The sequence below is a fragment of the Sporosarcina sp. FSL K6-1522 genome, assembly GCF_038622445.1.
Taxonomy (GTDB): Bacteria; Bacillota; Bacilli; order Bacillales_A; family Planococcaceae; genus Sporosarcina.
Genome location: NZ_CP152019.1, coordinates 1,144,150 through 1,164,058, shown reverse-complemented (window position 1 = coordinate 1,164,058; position 19,909 = coordinate 1,144,150). Strand labels below are relative to the sequence as shown.

Here is a 19,909-nt window from a genome sequence, read left to right as displayed (position 1 = left end):
GTTATTTCCTCCTAAAATCAATTAAGTAAATTATACTCTATACCACTAATACATATCAGTCAAGTAGGTTTTCAAATATTTCATTGTCTATGTTTACTTTATTTCCCTTAGCTATCCTGTATACTAGAAGGACATAGTGATGAAAAAAGGAGGTTGCTTATGACACAATTGATCAGTTTTTCTGCGGCAGCTGCTCTCGTTTTAAATATTATTTTTGCGATTGTCCTAATCTTCCTCGAAAGAAGAGATCCCGCTACAACTTGGGCATGGCTTCTCGTATTATTTTTCATACCCATCTTCGGTTTTCCCATCTACTTACTACTTGGACGACAATTGAATGATAAACACATTTTCCGCTGGGATGGACGTAACAAAATCGGCATCGATAACTTAATCGACTATCAGATGGATGCCATCGAAGAGAAATCATTTGAATTCAGGCTGGATGACACAGCCCGTTACCAAGATATGATCTATCTACACCTTCGCAACAATCATGCTGTGTTGACACAAGATAATGATGTTCAGATCTTCAATCATGGCGAGGCAAAATTTGACGCACTCATTCACGACCTTGAAAATGCGAAAGACCATATTCATTTCCAATATTATATTTTACGCCTCGATAACTTAGGCAAACGCATTCTAGACGTCATGATTCGAAAAGCTAAACAAGGCGTTAAAGTGCGAGTCCTTTACGATGATATCGGCTCACGCTTAACGCATAAAAAGCACTTTAAAGAACTCATCGAACATGGCGGCGAAGTGGAAGCTTTCTTCCCAGCCATCCTGCCATTCATCAACCCTCGGTTAAACTTTCGAAACCACCGAAAAATCGCGGTCATCGACGGGCGAATCGGCTATATCGGAGGCTTTAATGTCGGCGATGAATACCTTGGACTCAGCAAAAAATTTGGCTACTGGCGTGATACACACCTTCGGATCGAGGGGAGTGCGCTTTACCCGCTACAAACGAGATTTATCCTCGACTGGAACCAAGCCCGCGAAAAAGAAGCCATCAAATATGCCGAACGCTACTTCCCAGCCATTCCACGAAAAGGCTCGGTTGGGATGCAAATCGTTTCGAGCGGGCCCGACTCACAATGGGAACAAATTAAAGATGGCTATTTGAAAATGATTTTCCTAGCGAAAGAATATATTTATATCCAAACACCTTACTTCATACCCGATATCAGCTTCCTTGACGCTCTGCGAATTGCCTGTCTATCCGGAGTCGATGTCCGTATTATGATTCCTAATAAGCCAGACCATATGTTCGTTTACTGGGCGACCTATTCAAATGTAGGAAAGCTATTAAAGGCCGGTGCTAAAGTCTATATTTACGAAAACGGATTTTTGCATACGAAACAAATCGTTGTCGATGATGAAGTATCTACTGTCGGAACAGCTAATATTGATGTGCGCAGTTTCAAGCTTAACTTTGAAGTGAACGCCTTCATTTATGATCGCAAAAAGTCACATGAACTGGCCGAGCTATTCGAACAAGATATGCAGTTATCGACAGAGCTAACCTATGAGATGTACTTGCAACGCTCACGTACCATTAAACTTAAGGAATCCATTTCTCGACTACTGTCACCTATATTGTAAAACTCAAAAAGGGATGTCCGCTATATGGGCATCCCTTTTTTCTGTTCACTCTATACCTAAATATTCTTCTAACGTGCTGTTACTTGTAAATATTTTCTCAGCGGCCTCTTCTCCAACATAACGGAAATGCCAAGACTCATGCATATAACCTGTCACTTGCTCTTTCCCCGACGGATAACGCATGACAAAGCCAAAGCGATGCGCATTGGCCGCTAACCAAACGCCTGCTTCTGTGTCCCCGAATGAGGCGGAGGCCCAATGCTGCTCAAAATTCACTTCACCAATATCAAAGGCTAAGCCCGTTTGGTGCTCAGAGTAGCCTGGACGTGCGCTATACCGATCAGCTTCTGCCACACCATCACGCGCAACATATTGCTCGTATAAGGTTGTCTGCCGCTCAAACGATCGGTACGTGCTAAATGCCGTGAGATTAAAACCAGCTAACTTGGCCTCTGCAGCCAACTTATCAAAGGACAGCCGAGCATCCTGATCTTCCCCCGGCGCAAAGGTTGATGGTAACGGATACTTCTTATTGGCAATCAAAAACCCTTTCACATAGGTCGGGGTGTCGGGAAGTTGTTGTCCTTCAATATAGCCACCATTATCAAGTTGCTCGGGAGCCTGTTCTGGAACCTCTTCCGTCGGTTCTTCTGGTACTTCAATCGGCTTCTCTTCAGGTTGCTCAACTGGCGGCGTACTACCAAATCCAAACATTTTTTGATAGCTTTTTTCTACGTCCCATCCATTTAAGCCGAGCCAAATAACGAGCCCTGTCATAATCGTGCCCGAAATCACTAACGCAATCGTCAGCGCCTTGCCTTTTTTCTTTCGTGCGGCCTGTGAACCTTTTCGATTCATAAATTACCCTTCCTTCTCCATAGATCATTCCAAATTGAATACTTATTCCTATAAAAAAAGCCGAAGATTGCTCTTCGGCCGCATGTTATTTCGTATCTTTCTCATCTTTAATCGCTTGCTCTGCTTCTCCTGCTGTTGCTGGCTCCACATGCTTGTAGTAAAACTTACGGCCCAAGTACGTTTGGAAAATCAAGAGAAGTCCCCCGACTGCCCAGTACAATGGTAAAGCAGCCATCGCATTGAATGAAATCACCATAATCATAATTGGCGACATGTAGATGAACATTTTCATCTGTTTCTGTTGCTGTTCAGGCATCGTCCAAAGCGATACGCGCGCTTGGACAAAGTACACCGCACCCGCAAGTACCATCATAATCATATCCGGTTCACCTAGATTGAACCATAGGAATTGATGCGATTTGACATCCGGTGAGTAAAGAATCGCGAAGTACAGACCCATGATAATCGGCATCTGAATAATGAGTGGCAAACAACCCATATTCAACGGATTGACTCCATGCTTTGAATAGAGACCCATCATTTCTTGCTGTAACTTCATTTGCTCTTCTTTATCTTCTTTTTCTTTCGCTTCCTTCAAACGCTTCTGAATATCTTCCATCTCTGGACGAAGTGCATCCATTTTTACTTTCATGGTCTGTTGCGCCTTATAGTTTTTCAACATCAACGGCATAAGGACTAAACGAATCAATACCGTGATTAGTATAATCGCAAGACCATAGCTACCGTTAAATTGACCACTAAAAAACTCCAGCAACCAATCCATCGGCTTAACAAAAATATCGTAAAACGTACCTTCTTTGTTCTCGACCCCGGCACAACCACTTAAAAAGATGGCCGCCGTCATTAATATCGTTACGAAACCAATTCTTTTCTTCATTTAGATTCACCTTCACTATTTCAAACTACTGAAAAGTATACCTCAAATCGTTGGAACATTACAATCAATGTCCGTTCAAAGTACATTTTCTTCTGTTGGAAGGACAAATCTAAAATATGTACCAGATAGACTGCTTCTAAAACGCTTCGGGGTTTGCCCCGTATATTTTTTAAAAATACGTGTAAAATAGCTTTGATTACAGAAGTGAAATTGATCTGAAATATCGGCAATTTTACACGAAGAAAAACGTAGATAATACTGTGACTCTTCCACTTTCTTGATGTTGATGTATTCAATCAACGTAACACCTGTATGCTCTCGAAATATGCGAGACAAATGACTTGTACTTACTTCAAATTTTTTAGAGATTCCTTCAACCGTCAGAGGTGACTTTATATCTTCGTCAATATAATAAAGTACCTGATTAACTGTATTGTGCATAAGCGAAGGCAGCTTTTTTTCCGCAAGGACATACAAGTAAAACTCTATGAGCTCATCCGCGACCTCTACAAAATTATGCTCTTTCAAATTCATGTCAATCAGCGTATAACAAGTGACATTGAAAGCAAATGCTGTACGCGCTGTTAGTTTGGCCTTCTCTAACCGTCTCGCTATAAGCGAAGAGAGAGTGATGAAATAATATTTGATAACTTCTTGCTGATTTTCTTCTCGATGCTTAGAAATAACATCAATAATTAGCCTAATCGTATGCTTCGCCTCTTCTTTCTCTAGCTGATAGAGATGGTTCAGCAACTTTTCCTCTGTCGCAAAAAGATGATCAATTCCATTGTAATTTCCATTGCGTTCGATTTCACGAATCAGCTCTTTAGCAGATTCTATTTTTTGTACCCCCTCGATATATTTCACCCCACTCACCTCCTAAAAACCCTATAAATAAACAAAACGTTGGTTTATAACTATATTTATTCTACAAAAATGCAGAAAAACCTTTTATTATTCCACTTTTTTTTTAAAAAAAGCGCCTCCTACTTTCGGAAGCGCTTGTACTTCATTGATTACACCTTAGCCATCAACATTCGTTTTTTCAGTTTGCTCTTTTTTGTTGTAAAGTCCATCCGTCTTGTCTGCTGCTTTATCTTCTACTTCTTGGTTATAGTAATGAATGCTTGTTTGGGCACCTTCACTTACCATTTTACTGTCTTGAATATCGTATGGATCGGGATGCCCCACCTTCGTTTCAGCTGAACGATTCAGTTTTTGAGTCGTGACGAACGAATCCACTTTCGTCTTCATATTATTAAAAGCGACTTGCGCTTTGTCTCTGTTCTCTTTTTTACTAAAATAAGCGTAAGTTCCCGCCGCGATCGTTGCCAGTAGCAAGCCATTATTTCGTTTACGTCCCATTACCATCATTCCTCCTGATTGTTATACAAAAGTATTATATGCGAAGTATACCCCTTTATTCGGCTTTAGAAACTTGTCGTTTTGAATTCACTAAGATCATGTCCACATGAGGAATGCCATCATCTTCGTAAGGATCTGAGACAATTTCAAAGCCATGTTTCCCGTAAAATCTTGCCAGATGCGATTGGGCCTGTAATCGAATTTTTGCAGGCTGCCATTGCGTATTAATGTAGCGGACACTTTGCTCCATCAATGTATGTGCTAGCCCAGTGCCCCTCTTATCAGGCCTCACAATTACACGACCGATAGATGCCTCCTCATACTTCACGCCAGCTGGTAACAATCTTGCATAAGCAGCTAGTCCTTTGGCGTCTGTACAAAAGACATGAATCGAATCATAATCATACCCATCAACCTCATGGTAAGCACAATTTTGCTCGACAACAAATACATCGATGCGCAACCTTAACATTTCATATACTTCACGACCTGTTAACTGTTCAAACTCACGGTACATCCACTCCATATCCATTCTCTCCTTATATATCATTTTCATTACAATAGTAGTTTTCACCCCTCTATTTTGCTATAATAGCAAAAAGAATTACTGAGGTGACAGTGCAATGATTCGACTGATGACAGCTACAGATATCGTGCACGTGCAGCATATTATTCGTCATTCATGGGGTGCAACCTATGAAGGTCTTATTCCCGAAAACACGCAGATGGATTTTATCGATCGCTCTTATTCAGATGCCATGATGAGAATGCGTATGAAAAGAACGATTGTACTCATCGCCGAATGCGAAGGTGTCCCTATCGGCTTTGCCAACTTCACGAAAACCGATGAAGATGGTGACACTGAAATGACCGCGATGTATATTTTACCTACACACCAACATGCCGGATACGGAACAAAGCTGTTTCAACATGCCTTATCTATGTTAGAAGACGCAAAGCATTTATTCATATATGTAGACAGTCTAAATACAACTGGACGTGCTTTCTATGAGAAACAAGGTTTTGAGCTTGTCGATGTTTTCCCCGAATACTTCGAGGGACATCCTGTCGTAACAGCACAGTATGTCTATTGCATTCAAAATCCCGCCCTCGTTGTTCATTAATGTAAAAAACGCTTTTCCTTGCTAAGGAAAGCGTTTTTTTGTTTGCTAAAGTTCTGTCTTAAAGCGGCCTCATTGTTCCATCATACTGCTCTTCTCCAAACTGTACATCGTCATGCTTTTGCGGTTTTCTTGTAAAGCAAAGAATCCCTGCAATATAAAGAAGAATGGACGGTAAAGATAAAAATCCTGCCAACAATCCAGCAATAATGAACATAATTCCTGCAAGTTTCGGGTTTGCACTGTTCCAAATACTAACAATTCCAACAATAGTCAACACCAAAGCAAGCAGTAATCCGATAATTACAACCCACATGATGCCACTCATGAAAGTAAAAATCGATAAAATCATATCGACGTCAGCAGGAGTAAATGTTGGATCTGACAGCAGCGCAAGTTCTATTTCTTCTTGAACAAGCGGATCCGTATTCATATACGTAAGGAAAGATTTAAAACCAAAACTCATTAATAACCCAATAACCATTAATACAATACTAATAATCGATAATGTTTTTTCTGCCGTGCGCTTCACAATATGCACCTCTTTCTTTATATGTACATATCAGTATACGATTCACATCGGATTTAGTTTCATAATTCAGTAGTTTTTTTATGCAAAAGGCAATCCGTTTTTTATCACTAAACGGATTGCCTTTTAGGTTATTTCCTATTGAATTTTAACATCGTCGTATTCTTTATAACGCTCGAATGCCGTTACAACGTATGAGCAAACGGGTTCCATTTTCAAATCATTTTCACGTGCGTATATTGCCGCACGATCCAATATTTTCTTAGCCACACCTTGCCCGCGTAGTTCGTCAGAGACGAAAGTGTGGTCCATAACCATTACTTCCCCAAGCAAGGTCCATGTAATTTCCGCTAGTAGCTTACCATCCTGTTCGTGACGGAATGCAAATGCATCCCCACCTAGTTGTACAAAATCAAATTCCATGTAATCGCCCCTTTTCTAATGTTCTATCCCCTATGCCCCTTGCCTCATTCGAATTTAATTGAACCATGATTTAATGGAGTCAAATAGATTCGCGAAGAAGTTTTTCACACTTTCCCAAAAACTCGGGTCGATTTCGCCCAATTTATCTTTAATCTTGGATGCCATATCATTCAGTTGTTCAGATAACTTACCAAAATCGATGTCCAGCTTACTAATTCTGTCCATTAAATCGATGAGTAATTGACGATCAGCCTCACTCAATTCAATGTTCAATTTCTTTAGCTGCTCAGACACAATTCGCTCAACATCCTCTTTCGTAGCAGGGTTTTGCTCAGCGATTTGTTTTTTAATTTCCGTGAGAAGCTCGGCTACTTTGTCTTGATCGACACCGGCATCCTCCGCAAACTTTGTTGCTAAATTCAATTCGTCATTCGCCACATCTGTCCGCTCTGTATCGAGCGTTTCACCAGATACCTCATATGCTTTATAGATACCGACAAGCGCAGAATGGCCCGTCACTTTTTTAGGTGACGCCACTTCAACAATCGCATCCTCAATACCTGCCGTCAGCATCGCATTGGCATACATTTCAGGTGTGACTTGTGTAATATTATCCTGCGTAACGATGCTGATGACAAGCCCTTTGCCTGCATCCTGACGAGTAATTTTCGCGGATGAATACATTCTCGCTTTGCTATCGCCGTCTTTGATATATTTTATCAGGTCGCTACCATCGACTGCGATTTCTTCAACTTCCGCTTCCTGCTCTACTTGCAAGCTTTTCTTAACACTTTCCTTTTCAGCATCAGATAAGTTCGCACCGTAAACTACAATCGGTACACCTAGCTTTTCGTTGATGACTTGATCGGCATGCGCTGCCCCTGGTACGACAATTCCAAGCGTTAGTATCGCCGCCATCATCATTATGAGTAATCGTTTCATAACAGCATTCCTCCTTGTTCTACGAATTAGTACGCTTCGCAGTTTGAAAAGTTCCCGCTTATCAATTACGCCTTGGCGTAATTGTGTCCAGATTTTTTCGAGTTTGCTCTCGTCTAGACTCCAAATGCCAGCCTCTCGGGTCATTTCGGTCTTTTGAAAAAAGCTCCTCTGAAAATCTGTGACATCCACCGGAGGTATTAACTTGATTCAGCCGGGTTTGAACCCCGGCTGAATCAAGTTAACGTCATTTCAATGTCGTTTCAACGTCGTCCAGCCGCCACTTTGTTCAATCCGGCCTTCTTTCATCAACTTCCCAAGCGCGCGTTTAAAGGATGCTTTGCTGAGTTGGAACATTTCTTTAATCTCTTCAGGAGATGATTTGTCCGTAAATGGCATCCGTCCGCCAACCTCGTTCAAATAGTTGAGTAGAATCTCCGCATCCCCACCAAGACGTTCTTCTTTTCTCGGTAGCATGGAACCGTTTAGCGTGCCATCGTCACGTAGGCCAATAACGCGGACTTCGACTTCCTGCCCAAGGCGCGGTTCTTTTGCCTGCTCTGTATTATGGATGAAAATACGATAATTTTCCGGAACACTGAGCATGAACGAGCCGACTGGCAACAAACGATAAGCACGTGCTACTAAATTCGCATTGAGCAACGTCGGTGGTGCTTCGGTAATTTGCTCCATTACGCGTTCTTCCGTAGCCAATCGACCAAAAATCGTACCACCTAAATCCATTCGAAGCGTCATATACAATGCGTCATCCGTCTTCGGCCAAAGGGATCGAACTTGCGGCATATCCGCTCGATTGACCAGCACTTCAAAAGAAGAACCAATATCAACATAGACACCTTCCTTATCTTCAATACGAATGACGCGTGCCCAGCCATATGTGCCAGCCGTCATATTCGGAATTTGCATCGTAGCCGTTAGTTCACCACGTCGATTCATATAAAGGAAAACTTGAACCTTATCTCCTTCTTGAATATGCTCCTCTGCATCTGACACATTCATCATAATTTCTTCCCCGTTGCCATCCAAAATCCAGCGTGAGCCTTCACGCTGCAAGACATTCAATTCTGCTGTGTAACCTGCTTGTAGTTGTTCCATCATTTATCAACCTCTTCCTTTTGATCCATTACCCTTAACTTTCTTACGAACGCTTCGTCTTGCTCCATCGCTTCCACTAAATCCGTAATGCGATCCATCGCATTCCAGCTAAGATGATGCTCAATACCTTCCACGTCACCGTAAATATTTCCCTCTTCCACGCCAATGATACGCAAAAACTGCTCCAAAAGCTCATGACGACGGACCAATTTCTTGCCGAACTTCAAGCCCTTCTCCGTCAATTCAAGCCCTTTATATCGCTCATAGATGACGTATCCTTCTCGATCGAGTCGCTGTGCCATTTTCGTGACAGATGAAGGGAGTACCGCAAGTGTTTCTGCGACATCTGATACACGCGCTACCCCCTTCGCCTCAATATGCAAATAAATTTGTTCCAGACAATCTTCCATACCCGGTGTTGCCAATCGTACCGCCTCCAGTATGTATTAGGCCTGTACAAGGTCGGTCATACAATAGAGTGATTGCACTTCAACCCTCTTTATACTGTATGCTCCCCTTCCCTCTCCTTGAATACGCCATTTGCACACACGCTACATCCCTTTTCGCTGTAGGGCATTCTGCACAAATGGTGGGCCGGATTAGTTGGTTCATCATTGTAACGAAAGGGATGTCGACCTAAGTCGGCATCCCCTTTTTTCCACTTCAGACATTCCATGCTGCGAAGTTCCACAACCTACTTAGTCTATTTTCGCATACACACATGTATTCCGTAAACTATTTCCATCTGCAGATAAGGCGTCTTGCTTAAGTGTCCCCTCTAGCACGAAGCCCGCACGCTCTGCTACTGACCGACTTTTCGCATTTTCCTCATCACATCGGATCTCCACTCGTCTTGCTGCAAGATCCTCGAAAGCAAATTGTGTAATTCGCTCAACGGCCTCCGTTACATAACCGTTCCCTTCAAACTTCGTATCTAACCAATAGCCAATTTCGAATTTCGGAATGGCCCAATCGATTCGATGAAGCCCCGATGATCCAATAAACTCGCCTGTTTCTTTCAAAAACAAATGCAAGCGAAGGTCTTCACGCGTAACAAAATCGGCTACTGCTCGGCGCATGTTATCTTCTGTTTGATGCAACTCAGGTGCTTGTTGCGCAAATGGCATCCACTCGCGAAGCGCAGGCAACGAGTTGCAAATAGCATTCCAAACATCCGGTGCATCGCCGAGCTTAGGCGCACGGATAACAAGTCTTTCCGATTCAAAGGTTTCCGAGAAATTCGGGATAATTGGAGCAGCTGATACTTTACTTTGCTTCCCCTCATCCTCCCATACAACTGGCGTTGTCGTCCCCGCTAAAAAGTCTTCCCTTGTCATGCCATACGTCACTGCATCATAATACGAGTTCTCTTTCGGCGAAAACCATGCTTTCCGTAAATGTGCTTCCTTCACAAAACCCGCGCGCTCAAATGTTTTCCGCATCGCCAAGTTATCTTGTCTCGTATGGCCTTCTAAGCGAATTTTCTTTTCAGGCAAACCAAATACATATTCCGCCACAAGCTTGAGTGCTTTCGATCCATAGCCGTATCCTCTCGACATATCTTCAATCCGCAGGTCGAACAATGGAATTTCATCTTGCAAATCATGAATTTTCACGATGCCTACTTTTTGTCCACTGTCATTTTCCACCCAGAATGTCTTGACGACATCCGACTCATAGCCACCTTCTTCAATGGCCTTTTCGATGAGCTGTCGACCTGGATGTGAGTTTCCGTGATAAGGCCATGTGTTCGTTGTCATAAAATGAATGAGCTGTTCCTGCTCCTCCATTGTCCATTCCTGTAAATGCATTCCGTTCCGCCTCCAATACCCCACTTACTTATGAACGCGTAATAACCGTAACGAGTTCAATACGACGAGTAGCGTCGCACCCATATCTGCAAAAATTGCAATCCATAGCGTTAGCCACCCTGGAATGATAAGCAGTAGTGCTACAATTTTTAACCCTAATGCAAACATAATATTTTCTTTGATGATTCGCAATGTTTTTCTACTTAATTTCATCGTATACGGTAATTTCTCCAAATCATCTGCCATAAGTGCGATATCTGCCGTTTCTAATGCGGCGTCCGTTCCCGCACCACCCATGGCAATACCAACTGATGATGCCGCAAGCGCAGGCGCATCATTAATGCCATCCCCAACCATTGCTACACGGCCATATTGTGCACTCAATTGTTTAATCGCTGTTAACTTATCTTCTGGCATAAGACCTGCACGTACATCTTCAACACCTAATTTTTCGGCGATCGCTTCCGCAGTTGTCTGATGGTCGCCCGTTAACATAACCGTATGACGAATACCGATGTCTTTCAACTTCTGGAGTACGATTTGACTTTCCTCACGTACCGGATCCGCCACTGCAAGCAATCCACCAAAGTCAGTATCCATTACAATTGCCATTACCGATTTACCTTCGCGCTGTAGAATAGCCGCTTGTTGTAACATATCTGATGGCAAAGAAGATAGTTCCTCCGCCCAACTAAGGCTACCTACGTAAACGCGCTTGCCCTCAACATCGGCGTATACGCCTTTCCCCGTTACAGATTGGAAATTGGTCGCAACACTCATCGTTGCGCCATTTTCACGCGCGTAATTCGTCACGGCTTTAGCTAATGGATGCTGTGACATCTCTTCCACAGCTGCAACTGCACCGAGCAGTTGTGCTTTTTCAACACCTTCACTCAAAAGGAAATTTGTCACTTCCGGATAGCCTTTCGTCAATGTTCCTGTTTTGTCAAAAGCGATAGCATCCAAACGTCCCGTTTCTTCTAGGTGTACTCCACCTTTTATCAACACACCTTGGCGTGCCGCATTCCCGATTGCTGTAACGATGGCAACCGGTGTTGACACAACAAGTGCACACGGACACCCAACGACTAGGACCGCCAAGCCTTGATAAATCCACGTGCTCCAATCGCCTCCAAATAGCGGCGGTACAATCGCAATGAGGAACGCCAGCACGATGATAGTAGGTGTATAGTATTTCGCGAATTGATCCACAAACTTTTGAGAAGGCGCTTTTTCAGCTTGCGCATCCTCTACAAGATGAATAATTTTAGCAATCGTCGTATCACCGACCAATTTGGTAACTTTTACTTCAAGGGCCCCTTCTTCATTTAACGTGCCTGCAAATACACCATCGCCCATTTCCTTCAACACTGGAATGGATTCCCCTGTAATTGCCGCTTGGTTAACCGTTGAAGAACCTGTTAGAACCGTTCCATCCATCGCAATCTTTTGCCCCGGTTTCACAATCAAAATATCGCCAACGATAATGTCTTCAGTCGCTAGTTCTACAAGCGCTTCTCCACGCTTCACAATCGCTGTAGGCGGCGCAATATCCATCAATTGACGAATCGACTGGCGAGCCTTGTTCATGGAATAGGCTTCAAGCGCTTCACTGACTGCGAAGAGGAACACAACAACAGCCCCCTCACGCCATTCTCCAATGATGGCTGCCCCAATAACCGCAATCGTCATCAATGTTTTCATATCAAATTCAAAACGAACAAGATTTTTCAGACCTGTTTTAAATATACTCGCACCACCAACGACAATAGCAACCGCAAAGAACGCAATCGCTACAGGGTGCGTCTCCGTATAGCTGAATGACACCGCCGACCCGATCAGCAGAAAAACGAGTGAGAATAGCGAAACGAGATTTTCCTTCCGCTTAAAGAAAGGGATTTTCTTTTCCACCCTCCGCACTTGAAGCGGGACCACTTTAATGCCATCAAACGCGCCTGCCGCTTCTAACTCTTCAACAGTCGCACTACCGTTAAATGACAGCTTAGATGCCCCAAAGTTTACTTGTGCATCTTCAATTGCCGGTAAATTTTTGACATTGTTTTCGAATTTCATCGCACAACTTGCACAGGTTAAGTTTTCTAAACGGTATTCGGTTTTCTCAGCTGTCGCCATGGTCATCACCTTCCGTTGTATGCTCGTATGCTACTTTCACCAGTTGATGGACATGGTCATCCGCCAATGTATAATAAACCATCTTGCCTTTTCGACGTGATTTCGCTAACGCATGATCGCGTAAATATCGCAAATGATGAGACGCAGTTGCAACAGAAGAGCCAATGACTGCCGCCACATCACACACACACATCTCTTCCTCTAATGTAAGCGAATAAGCAATTTTTAATCTTGTATCATCCGCAAGTGCTTTAAAAATTTGCACCGCTGCCCCTAAATCCGGCAGCGCTTGCTGTACTCGATTTACAACTTCCTCATGCACTACAGTTATTTCACATAATTCTTTCGTCGACATCATTACACCTCATTCAAATGTTGGTTTGATTAACACTAGTATATGCAATTTTTAGTGAACATACAAGGCGAATCAAATGATTATTTGAATGAAAAATACTTCCGCACAAAAAATGACATAATCACTGATGAAAAGAAGGGTTCCGACAATCCTACGAAGAATGTGTTAGTAATAATCGGACGCCTATTCGTCATAACCTCTATTATCCTTCTTCAGTAGAAGAAGGATAATAGCCTACGGCGGATGTCACGGATTTTGAATGGAATTAAAGAAAGCGGTCTAAGTGCACGACGTCATGACCAGCATCGTGCTGGCCTCCCGCTCGATTCATAATCTGGACGCAATTGGGCCGAGACGAAATTGATATTAGAGAGGAGATGCTTCGTATGTATACTAAAATACTCGTCGCGGTAGATGGCTCGGAAAACTCCAGACGTGCAGCGGAACATGCCGCACATCTTGCATCTCTAAGCTCGGCGAAAGTCCATATCCTATACGTACTGGACTACGATCGAACACGCTCCGATGTACTCCTTAATGCAGGAAGTGCTGACCTCCATGACGATCGTAGAAAACGGATGGCTCCCATTGAAGAGTTATTTGAACGTAGCGGGATTGCCTTTGATTTCGTCATTCGGCACGGAGCGCCTGGACCAACAATTGTCAACTTCGCGAATGAAGGCAACTTCGATTTAGTCATTATCGGTAGCCGCGGCCTAAACAGCTTTCAAGAAATGGTACTTGGCAGCGTGAGCCATAAAGTAGCGAAGCGGGTTGCAGCTCCTGTGTTAATCGTCAAATAAGTCTCCTGACACGAACGAAAAAAGGACGGCTAACCCTTATCGGTTAGTTCCGTCCTCTTCCACTTTCTCCTTATGCAAAACCTCGTATAACTCGTCTTCAACCGAAATGTCCGCCAATTTCACTTTCGATCGATAGGCCGCCCGAATGATTAAATGGCCTGCAACTGGAGCTGTCAGAAAAACGAAAACAATCCCCAGAAGCACACGGACACTGATGAAGTTCTCACTAAACCAAAAGTACAAAAACGTCCCGGATAACGTCAGCAACACAGCAAGCGTCGAGCTTTTTGTTGCCGCATGAGACCTCGTATAGACATCCGGCAAGCGAATCAAGCCAAACACACTAATCACACTCGCAATTCCACCCGTTAAAATTAGCAGGGCTCCTGCGAATTCACCGATCTCGTTTACGCTCAACGATAACCCCCCTCTCGATAAATTTGGAGAAGGCAATCGTGCCGATAAACGACAAAATCCCTAATATCAAAATAACCTCAAGAAACGCTTTCGTTTTTAAAATGATCGACACTACCGCAATCATCGCAATCAGATTGACACCAATCATATCAAGTGCAATGACCCGATCCGGCATAGATGGCCCAAGTACAATTCGAATCACTGCAATCGCAATCGTTGTGGCGAATAGAATCAGAGAAATCGTCAGCATCGTTTCAATCATCAGCGGGTCACCTCCATAATGGCCTTCTCAAAATTCCCCAACTGGTTTAACAATGCATCCTTCGATTGCTCCACATCCATCGCATGAATATAAAGGATATTGCCCTCTGGAGATACTTCCATCACCACTGATCCCGGGGTTAACGTCAGTAATAGCGACAACATGGTCACTTCCACATCACTTTTCAAAACGGTTTCATATTTAAAAATCCCTGGTTTAATTTTCAGCCTCGGACTTAATATTTGTTTTAGCACAATAATACTTGACTGCGTCAATTCTGATATAAATATGAAGATTAATTTAATCGTCGAATACAAACGACGTAAGTAAAACTGCGTCCCGAAAAATCGGTGCATGAAAAAAATAATCCCGATTCCCACTAGAAAGCCCGCAAAAAATGTCGTGAATTTCAATTCATCTTCATCTATTAACGTCATCCAAAGGAAAGCGATGAATAAATTCAATAATAATTGAGCCGGCATCCGCCATCACCTCTTCTTTCCACTACATATACAGGGCATGTCTATTCCTTCAAAACAGCTTGAATATACACATCGGGATTCATCAGCGTATGAGCCGCATCACTTACATATAGTGCAATTCCTTCTGCCCCGAACCCAAGTCCAATCGTCAGTAAGCCAAACAACACACATGGAACAAGCATCCCTTTTGAAAGTGGCACGTCATCATCTTCATTAATAATCGTTTCGCCCCAGAAGCAATTCATGAAAATCCGCAACAGCGAATACAACACTAAAATACTTGAAAAGAACCCAATGCCCAACAACACAAAGGAGCCCGCTTCAATCGCACCTTGCCCGACATACACTTTCCCGATAAAGCCACTAAGTGGTGGAATCCCAGCTAACGACAACATTGTAAGGAAGAACAACCAACCAAGCAGCGGATAGTTGCGGATTAGTCCACTCATCTTTTCAATTTTAGCCGTCCCTGTTAAATAAATCATCGTCCCCGCAAGTAGGAATAACAATGCTTTAATAATCATGTCGTGAATTAAATAATAGATGGAACCTTGAATCGCCACTTCTGTCGACACTGCAAGCCCTACAAGAATGAAGCCGACTGCAATGATCACATTATAAGAAACAATCTGCCGTACATCATTAAAGGCAATCGCACCAATACTTCCACCAATCATCGTAATAGCAGCCATTACCCCAATCAGCATATGTGTCACGCCTGGCTCATGGTAAAAAATCAGCGTGAACACGCGGAACATCGCATAAATCCCCACTTTCGTCAGCAATGCACCGAATAAGGCTGCAACGACTGTAGGTGGAGAACTATACGATCCTGGCAACCAGAAATACAACAGCAATCCCGCTTTTAAACTAAAGACAATGAGGAAAATCACACTAATGACGGTCAGCAAAGGCCCTTGCCCAACTTCTGCGATACGAACCGACAAATGCGCCATATTGAGCGTCCCAACCGTTCCATATAAGTACGCAATCGCCAACAAGAAAAACCATGAAGACAAGACATTGATTGAAACATACTTAATGGATTCAACTAGCTGCACTTTCCGTCCTCCAAGCGTAATAAGCACATAAGAGGAAAGAAGCATCACTTCGAAACAGACAAACAGATTAAACAAATCCCCTGTTAAAAACGAGCCATTAACGCCCGCCACAAGGAAAAAGACAAATGGATAAAAAAACATATTTTCATGCGCCTTTCCAATGGAAGAAAACGCATAGAACAATAGAATCCCCGTCACAATGGCCGTCGTCACGACCAACAACATCGCAAACGAATCCGCTACAAACAAAATCCCAAAGGGCGGCATCCATCCACCGAAGTCCAGTCGCAAAATGCCATCTGTTTGGATTCGATTTAATAAATAAATACTAACTGCAATCGTTGCAACAATAGACACAATACTAAACACGCGTTGCGCTTTCACATAAGGTCTTAAAAATACGAGGACAATGCCCGTTAGAAGTGGAATAATCATGGGCATGACAACAATATTATTCATCTTCAAAACCTCTCAATGCGTCAAGATCATCCAATCCTGTTTCTTTATATGTACGATAAGCGAGTACTAGTAAAAATGCCGTGACAGCAAAGCTAATGACAATCGCTGTTAAAATCAACGCCTGCGGCAAAGCATCCACGTAGCTCTCTGCCTCTTCCCCAAGCAACGGTACACTCCCCTTTTTTAAGCCACCCATCGTCATCAACAATAAATGGACGGCATGCGACAGAATTGCCGTTCCCAAAATCACTCGTATTAAATTACGGGACAGCAGCAAATAGACCGCAACCGTTACCAGCACGCCGACAAGTATCGTTATTAACGTTTCCATCCGCTACACATCCTCACTAATACTTAAAATAATCGTAACCACAACACCGACAACGGTTAACGCCACACCTGCCTCAAAAAGGACTACCGTCGATAGCTCCGTCTCTCCAAATATCGGTAAATTGAAATGACTAGCGGATTGCGTTAAGAAATCTGCACCAAACAAGGTTGCACCAACGCCTGTCCCAACCGCCAATAACACACCGAATGCAGCAATTTTCTTAAAATCGAAAGGAATGCCTTTATGCACCCCTTCAATATCGTGAACCAAATAGAGCAAGACAAATGCGGAGGACAAGACAAGGCCGCCGATGAAGCCACCGCCAGGATTGTTGTGCCCCGACAGAAATAGCTCCACCCCGAAGGTCAAAATGATAAACACAACAATTTTGGTCACGGTTTCTAAAATAACATCATTGATCTTCAACGTCCTGCTCCTCCTTTCTTGCCTTCAACTTAATAAGCGTAAAGACACCGATTCCAGCGATGAAAAGTACAACGACTTCCAGCATCGTATCGAATGCACGGAAATCCCCCAAAATGGTGTTAACAATGTTTTTTCCACCTGCAAGTTCATACGCATCTTCAAAATACACCGAAATCGAATCGAACATTTTATTTCCTTGCACTGATAGCGCCAATATTGTCACAACCGTACCGACTGACACCGCAATCAGCGCATTCTTTACTTTAGTAAATCGCGTTAACTTCTCCCGTTTCCATTCAGGTAAGTAATGGAAGCACAGTAAGAATAACGCAGTCGTCACTGTTTCTACAATGATTTGTGTCAATGCTAAGTCAGGTGCACGAAACACCACAAAGAAAATGGCAATGGAATAACCAAGTACCCCATTCAATACAATCGCCGTCATACGGGACTTCGCAAATATAATGGCAATCGCTGCCCCCATCATGACAAAAATGATAATGTACTCATTCAACATAATCGGCGCATCATTTGATAAATCAAACGAATAAGAACCGTTTAAAAATAACGTGCCACCTACAATAAACGTGAAGAATATAAAAATATACGCTAGATAATCACGCAGATAACCCGTCATATACAAACGTGTCAGGAAAGTAGATCCTTGCTCCGCTCGCATTAAGATCCCATTATAAAGCGTGTCCAAGTTCCAACTTAGCGGCGCAATTGTATACACACCCCGCCAATAGCGCAGGAACTTATACAACAGCACCCCTACAAGAACCACACCGATTGTCAGTAACAGCGGCGTATACGTAAAGCCATGCCAAGCAGATATATGCGGTACAAGCCCTTCTGCCCCTTCAAACGGCGGATAAACAGCCTGCATAGCAGGGCGCAACACATAATTAGCTACAATGTTCGGGAAGAAGAAAATCCCCACTACAAGAACCGCGAGAATCGACGGTGCAACGAGCATGCCAGCCGGTGCTTCATGCGCTTGCCGATCCAACCGATTCGGCTGATGCTCACCTAAGAAAGTCTGAAACACAATAATCATGCTATAGACAAACGTTAAGACGCTCGCAATCCAAGCTACGACAGGAAATAACGTTCCCCATGTCCCCATCTCAAAAATATCTAGATTACGCGCATTTAATAACGAATCAAAAAACATTTCCTTACTCAGAAAACCATTAAACGGCGGCAAACCAGCCATCGAGAAGCTACCGATCAGTGCAATCGAAAAAGTAACAGGCATAAAGGCCATTAAACCACCCAGTCGACGAATATCCCGCGTTCCCACTTCATGGTCAATGATACCCACAACCATGAAAAGCGCACCTTTAAACGTCGAATGGTTAATGAGGTGAAAGAGTGCAGCAAACGTCGCCTGTGTGTAAATAACAGAATCAGCACTATAACCCTCGTTCAGGGCTGCAGATCCAAGACCAAACAAACACATGATTAAACCGAGCTGACTAATTGTTGAATAAGCTAGCAACGCCTTTAAATCCGTCTGTCGCACCGCATTGAAAGAACCCCAGAACAGCGTAAAAATCCCGACACAACTCACCGTGTAAAACCAAATCGCTTCGCCACCAAATACAGGTGTGAAACGCGCAACAAGGTAAATCCCCGCCTTCACCATCGTCGCGGAGTGTAAATAAGCACTAACTGGCGTTGGTGCTTCCATCGCATCCGGCAACCAAATATGAAACGGAAACTGTGCCGATTTCGTAAATGCACCTAGCAAAACGAGGAGCATCGCAGGTACAAACAAACTTTCATCGGTATACTGACCAATCGTCGCAATAATATCCCGTACACTAAATGAGCCTGTCAGCATATGCAGCATGAGGAAACCCGCAAGCATTGCCACGCCACCGGACACCGTAATGAGCATCGACTTTTGCGCCCCATAACGGGATTTCTTGCGGTGATACCAAAATGCAATTAACAAAAACGAAGAAATACTCGTCAATTCCCAAAAAACGTATAGCACCATTAGATTATCTGAAAAAATAACGCCAAGCATCGCTCCCATAAACATGAGCAGATAAACGTAAAAACGCCCTAGTGCCTCGCGTTCAGACAAATAATATATAGAATAGAGAATAACCAAACTCCCTACCCCAGTAATAAGCAACCCAAAAATCATACTAAGACCATCAAGATAGGTTGTGAAATTTATACCTGCCGAATCAATCCATTTAATTGTATGTATATAGGTTTCCCCTTCAGCAACAGTGGGGATAAAACCAGCAAGTATGATGAACAATGTAAGTGGAACAAGTAAGACAAACCACCCAATTTTCCGACTTGGTATTCTCTTATATAAAGACGGTATGAGAATAGCAACCAAAAATGGAAGTAAAATGGCGAATGTAATGATCAACAAATGTAACCTCCAATACTAAGCGAATGTATGCAGTTGAAATGGAATATTCTTAAGGGGTATTGCATCCTCTAATGGATGTTGTGTAGGACAGGCTTGACTCATATCGCA

The 19,909-nt window shown here is 43.1% G+C and carries 23 protein-coding genes; 3 read left to right on the top strand and 20 right to left on the bottom strand.

The window, feature by feature from the left end; genetic code table 11:
• The first annotated feature begins 159 nt into the window (after positions 1–159).
• A complete protein-coding gene (gene cls / locus MKY34_RS05690; protein WP_342514250.1) occupies positions 160–1,611 on the top strand; it encodes a cardiolipin synthase in 1,452 nt (483 codons plus the stop codon).
• A gap of 45 nt (positions 1,612–1,656) precedes the next feature.
• Here cls and MKY34_RS05685 read toward each other — a convergent pair whose 3' ends face one another.
• The 5 genes from MKY34_RS05685 to MKY34_RS05665 form a co-directional block, all read right to left on the bottom strand.
• Positions 1,657–2,469, bottom strand: a complete 813-nt coding sequence (locus tag MKY34_RS05685) for a M15 family metallopeptidase (RefSeq protein ID WP_342514249.1) — start codon at positions 2,467–2,469, stop codon at positions 1,657–1,659.
• A gap of 85 nt (positions 2,470–2,554) precedes the next feature.
• On the bottom strand, positions 2,555–3,367 hold the full coding sequence (gene yidC / locus MKY34_RS05680) for a membrane protein insertase YidC (RefSeq protein WP_342514248.1): 813 nt from the start codon (positions 3,365–3,367) through the stop codon (positions 2,555–2,557).
• Between the two features lie 75 nt (positions 3,368–3,442).
• Positions 3,443–4,234 (bottom strand): AraC family transcriptional regulator, encoded by a 792-nt coding sequence (locus MKY34_RS05675; protein ID WP_342514247.1) that lies wholly within the window; start codon positions 4,232–4,234, stop codon positions 3,443–3,445.
• Between the two features lie 156 nt (positions 4,235–4,390).
• Positions 4,391–4,732, bottom strand: a complete 342-nt coding sequence (locus MKY34_RS05670; RefSeq protein ID WP_342514246.1) for a hypothetical protein — start codon at positions 4,730–4,732, stop codon at positions 4,391–4,393.
• Between the two features lie 55 nt (positions 4,733–4,787).
• Complete coding sequence (locus MKY34_RS05665) at positions 4,788–5,258, bottom strand: GNAT family N-acetyltransferase (RefSeq protein WP_342514245.1); 471 nt, start codon at positions 5,256–5,258, stop codon at positions 4,788–4,790.
• 97 nt (positions 5,259–5,355) lie between these two features.
• On the opposite strand from MKY34_RS05665, the gene MKY34_RS05660 reads away from it, so the two are divergent.
• Positions 5,356–5,856: a GNAT family N-acetyltransferase gene (locus MKY34_RS05660; protein WP_342514244.1), complete on the top strand. Its 501-nt coding sequence runs from the start codon at positions 5,356–5,358 to the stop codon at positions 5,854–5,856.
• Positions 5,857–5,914: 58 nt separating this feature from the next.
• On the opposite strand, the gene MKY34_RS05655 is transcribed toward MKY34_RS05660, so the two are convergent.
• From MKY34_RS05655 to MKY34_RS05620, 8 genes are all read right to left on the bottom strand, one after another.
• The gene (locus tag MKY34_RS05655) at positions 5,915–6,385 is read right to left on the bottom strand and encodes a DUF4064 domain-containing protein (RefSeq protein ID WP_342514243.1); all 471 of its coding nucleotides are present in this window, start codon (positions 6,383–6,385) and stop codon (positions 5,915–5,917) included.
• A 135-nt stretch (positions 6,386–6,520) separates the two neighbouring features.
• The gene (locus tag MKY34_RS05650; protein ID WP_342514242.1) at positions 6,521–6,805 is read right to left on the bottom strand and encodes a GNAT family N-acetyltransferase; all 285 of its coding nucleotides are present in this window, start codon (positions 6,803–6,805) and stop codon (positions 6,521–6,523) included.
• 54 nt (positions 6,806–6,859) lie between these two features.
• A complete protein-coding gene (locus tag MKY34_RS05645; protein WP_342514241.1) occupies positions 6,860–7,747 on the bottom strand; it encodes a DUF1002 domain-containing protein in 888 nt (295 codons plus the stop codon).
• Between the two features lie 249 nt (positions 7,748–7,996).
• Complete coding sequence (locus tag MKY34_RS05640) at positions 7,997–8,860, bottom strand: S1-like domain-containing RNA-binding protein (RefSeq protein ID WP_342515199.1); 864 nt, start codon at positions 8,858–8,860, stop codon at positions 7,997–7,999.
• The gene (mntR, locus tag MKY34_RS05635) at positions 8,860–9,285 is read right to left on the bottom strand and encodes a transcriptional regulator MntR (protein WP_342514240.1); all 426 of its coding nucleotides are present in this window, start codon (positions 9,283–9,285) and stop codon (positions 8,860–8,862) included. Before mntR ends, MKY34_RS05640 begins: the two co-directional genes overlap by 1 nt.
• Before the next feature lie 273 nt (positions 9,286–9,558).
• Complete coding sequence (locus tag MKY34_RS05630; RefSeq protein WP_342514239.1) at positions 9,559–10,671, bottom strand: GNAT family N-acetyltransferase; 1,113 nt, start codon at positions 10,669–10,671, stop codon at positions 9,559–9,561.
• 24 nt (positions 10,672–10,695) lie between these two features.
• Entirely contained in the window at positions 10,696–12,804 is a 2,109-nt protein-coding gene (locus MKY34_RS05625; RefSeq protein ID WP_342514238.1) for a heavy metal translocating P-type ATPase, read from the bottom strand.
• Positions 12,791–13,159 carry a metalloregulator ArsR/SmtB family transcription factor gene (locus tag MKY34_RS05620; protein WP_342514237.1) on the bottom strand — a complete coding sequence of 123 codons (369 nt, stop codon included), beginning with the start codon at positions 13,157–13,159 and terminating at the stop codon, positions 12,791–12,793. Before MKY34_RS05620 ends, MKY34_RS05625 begins: the two co-directional genes overlap by 14 nt.
• A gap of 386 nt (positions 13,160–13,545) precedes the next feature.
• Here MKY34_RS05620 and MKY34_RS05615 point away from each other — a divergent pair, with 386 nt between their 5' ends.
• Complete coding sequence (locus MKY34_RS05615; protein ID WP_342514236.1) at positions 13,546–13,962, top strand: universal stress protein; 417 nt, start codon at positions 13,546–13,548, stop codon at positions 13,960–13,962.
• Between the two features lie 36 nt (positions 13,963–13,998).
• Here MKY34_RS05615 and MKY34_RS05610 read toward each other — a convergent pair whose 3' ends face one another.
• From MKY34_RS05610 to MKY34_RS05580, 7 genes are read right to left on the bottom strand one after another with little or no spacing between them, the layout of a single operon-like run.
• Positions 13,999–14,379 carry a Na+/H+ antiporter subunit G gene (locus tag MKY34_RS05610; RefSeq protein WP_342514235.1) on the bottom strand — a complete coding sequence of 127 codons (381 nt, stop codon included), beginning with the start codon at positions 14,377–14,379 and terminating at the stop codon, positions 13,999–14,001.
• Entirely contained in the window at positions 14,357–14,641 is a 285-nt protein-coding gene (locus MKY34_RS05605) for a Na(+)/H(+) antiporter subunit F1 (RefSeq protein WP_342514234.1), read from the bottom strand. The genes MKY34_RS05610 and MKY34_RS05605 overlap by 23 nt, the downstream gene beginning before the upstream one ends.
• Entirely contained in the window at positions 14,641–15,123 is a 483-nt protein-coding gene (locus tag MKY34_RS05600; RefSeq protein WP_342514233.1) for a Na+/H+ antiporter subunit E, read from the bottom strand. The genes MKY34_RS05605 and MKY34_RS05600 overlap by 1 nt, the downstream gene beginning before the upstream one ends.
• Positions 15,124–15,164: 41 nt before the next feature.
• Positions 15,165–16,643: a Na+/H+ antiporter subunit D gene (locus MKY34_RS05595; RefSeq protein WP_342514232.1), complete on the bottom strand. Its 1,479-nt coding sequence runs from the start codon at positions 16,641–16,643 to the stop codon at positions 15,165–15,167.
• A complete protein-coding gene (locus tag MKY34_RS05590; protein ID WP_342514231.1) occupies positions 16,636–16,974 on the bottom strand; it encodes a Na(+)/H(+) antiporter subunit C in 339 nt (112 codons plus the stop codon). The genes MKY34_RS05595 and MKY34_RS05590 overlap by 8 nt, the downstream gene beginning before the upstream one ends.
• A gap of 3 nt (positions 16,975–16,977) precedes the next feature.
• Positions 16,978–17,400, bottom strand: coding sequence for a Na(+)/H(+) antiporter subunit B (locus MKY34_RS05585; protein ID WP_342514230.1), 423 nt, complete (start codon positions 17,398–17,400; stop codon positions 16,978–16,980).
• On the bottom strand, positions 17,387–19,801 hold the full coding sequence (locus MKY34_RS05580) for a Na+/H+ antiporter subunit A (RefSeq protein WP_342514229.1): 2,415 nt from the start codon (positions 19,799–19,801) through the stop codon (positions 17,387–17,389). Before MKY34_RS05580 ends, MKY34_RS05585 begins: the two co-directional genes overlap by 14 nt.
• Positions 19,802–19,909: the final 108 nt, after the last annotated feature.

Excerpts from the sequence above, each read along its gene's own strand:
- cls (WP_342514250.1), top strand. The coding sequence starts at position 160 with ATGACACAATTGATCAGTTTTTCTGCGGCAGCTGCTCTCGTTTTAAAT.
- MKY34_RS05685 (WP_342514249.1), bottom strand. The coding sequence starts at position 2,469 with ATGAATCGAAAAGGTTCACAGGCCGCACGAAAGAAAAAAGGCAAGGCG.
- yidC (WP_342514248.1), bottom strand. The coding sequence starts at position 3,367 with ATGAAGAAAAGAATTGGTTTCGTAACGATATTAATGACGGCGGCCATC.
- MKY34_RS05670 (WP_342514246.1), bottom strand. The coding sequence starts at position 4,732 with ATGGGACGTAAACGAAATAATGGCTTGCTACTGGCAACGATCGCGGCG.
- MKY34_RS05665 (WP_342514245.1), bottom strand. The coding sequence starts at position 5,258 with ATGGAGTGGATGTACCGTGAGTTTGAACAGTTAACAGGTCGTGAAGTA.
- MKY34_RS05660 (WP_342514244.1), top strand. The coding sequence starts at position 5,356 with ATGATTCGACTGATGACAGCTACAGATATCGTGCACGTGCAGCATATT.
- MKY34_RS05650 (WP_342514242.1), bottom strand. The coding sequence starts at position 6,805 with ATGGAATTTGATTTTGTACAACTAGGTGGGGATGCATTTGCATTCCGT.
- MKY34_RS05645 (WP_342514241.1), bottom strand. The coding sequence starts at position 7,747 with ATGAAACGATTACTCATAATGATGATGGCGGCGATACTAACGCTTGGA.
- MKY34_RS05640 (WP_342515199.1), bottom strand. The coding sequence starts at position 8,860 with ATGGAACAACTACAAGCAGGTTACACAGCAGAATTGAATGTCTTGCAG.
- MKY34_RS05630 (WP_342514239.1), bottom strand. The coding sequence starts at position 10,671 with ATGCATTTACAGGAATGGACAATGGAGGAGCAGGAACAGCTCATTCAT.
- MKY34_RS05625 (WP_342514238.1), bottom strand. The coding sequence starts at position 12,804 with ATGGCGACAGCTGAGAAAACCGAATACCGTTTAGAAAACTTAACCTGT.
- MKY34_RS05620 (WP_342514237.1), bottom strand. The coding sequence starts at position 13,159 with ATGTCGACGAAAGAATTATGTGAAATAACTGTAGTGCATGAGGAAGTT.
- MKY34_RS05615 (WP_342514236.1), top strand. The coding sequence starts at position 13,546 with ATGTATACTAAAATACTCGTCGCGGTAGATGGCTCGGAAAACTCCAGA.
- MKY34_RS05605 (WP_342514234.1), bottom strand. The coding sequence starts at position 14,641 with ATGATTGAAACGATGCTGACGATTTCTCTGATTCTATTCGCCACAACG.
- MKY34_RS05600 (WP_342514233.1), bottom strand. The coding sequence starts at position 15,123 with ATGCCGGCTCAATTATTATTGAATTTATTCATCGCTTTCCTTTGGATG.
- MKY34_RS05595 (WP_342514232.1), bottom strand. The coding sequence starts at position 16,643 with ATGAATAATATTGTTGTCATGCCCATGATTATTCCACTTCTAACGGGC.
- MKY34_RS05590 (WP_342514231.1), bottom strand. The coding sequence starts at position 16,974 with ATGGAAACGTTAATAACGATACTTGTCGGCGTGCTGGTAACGGTTGCG.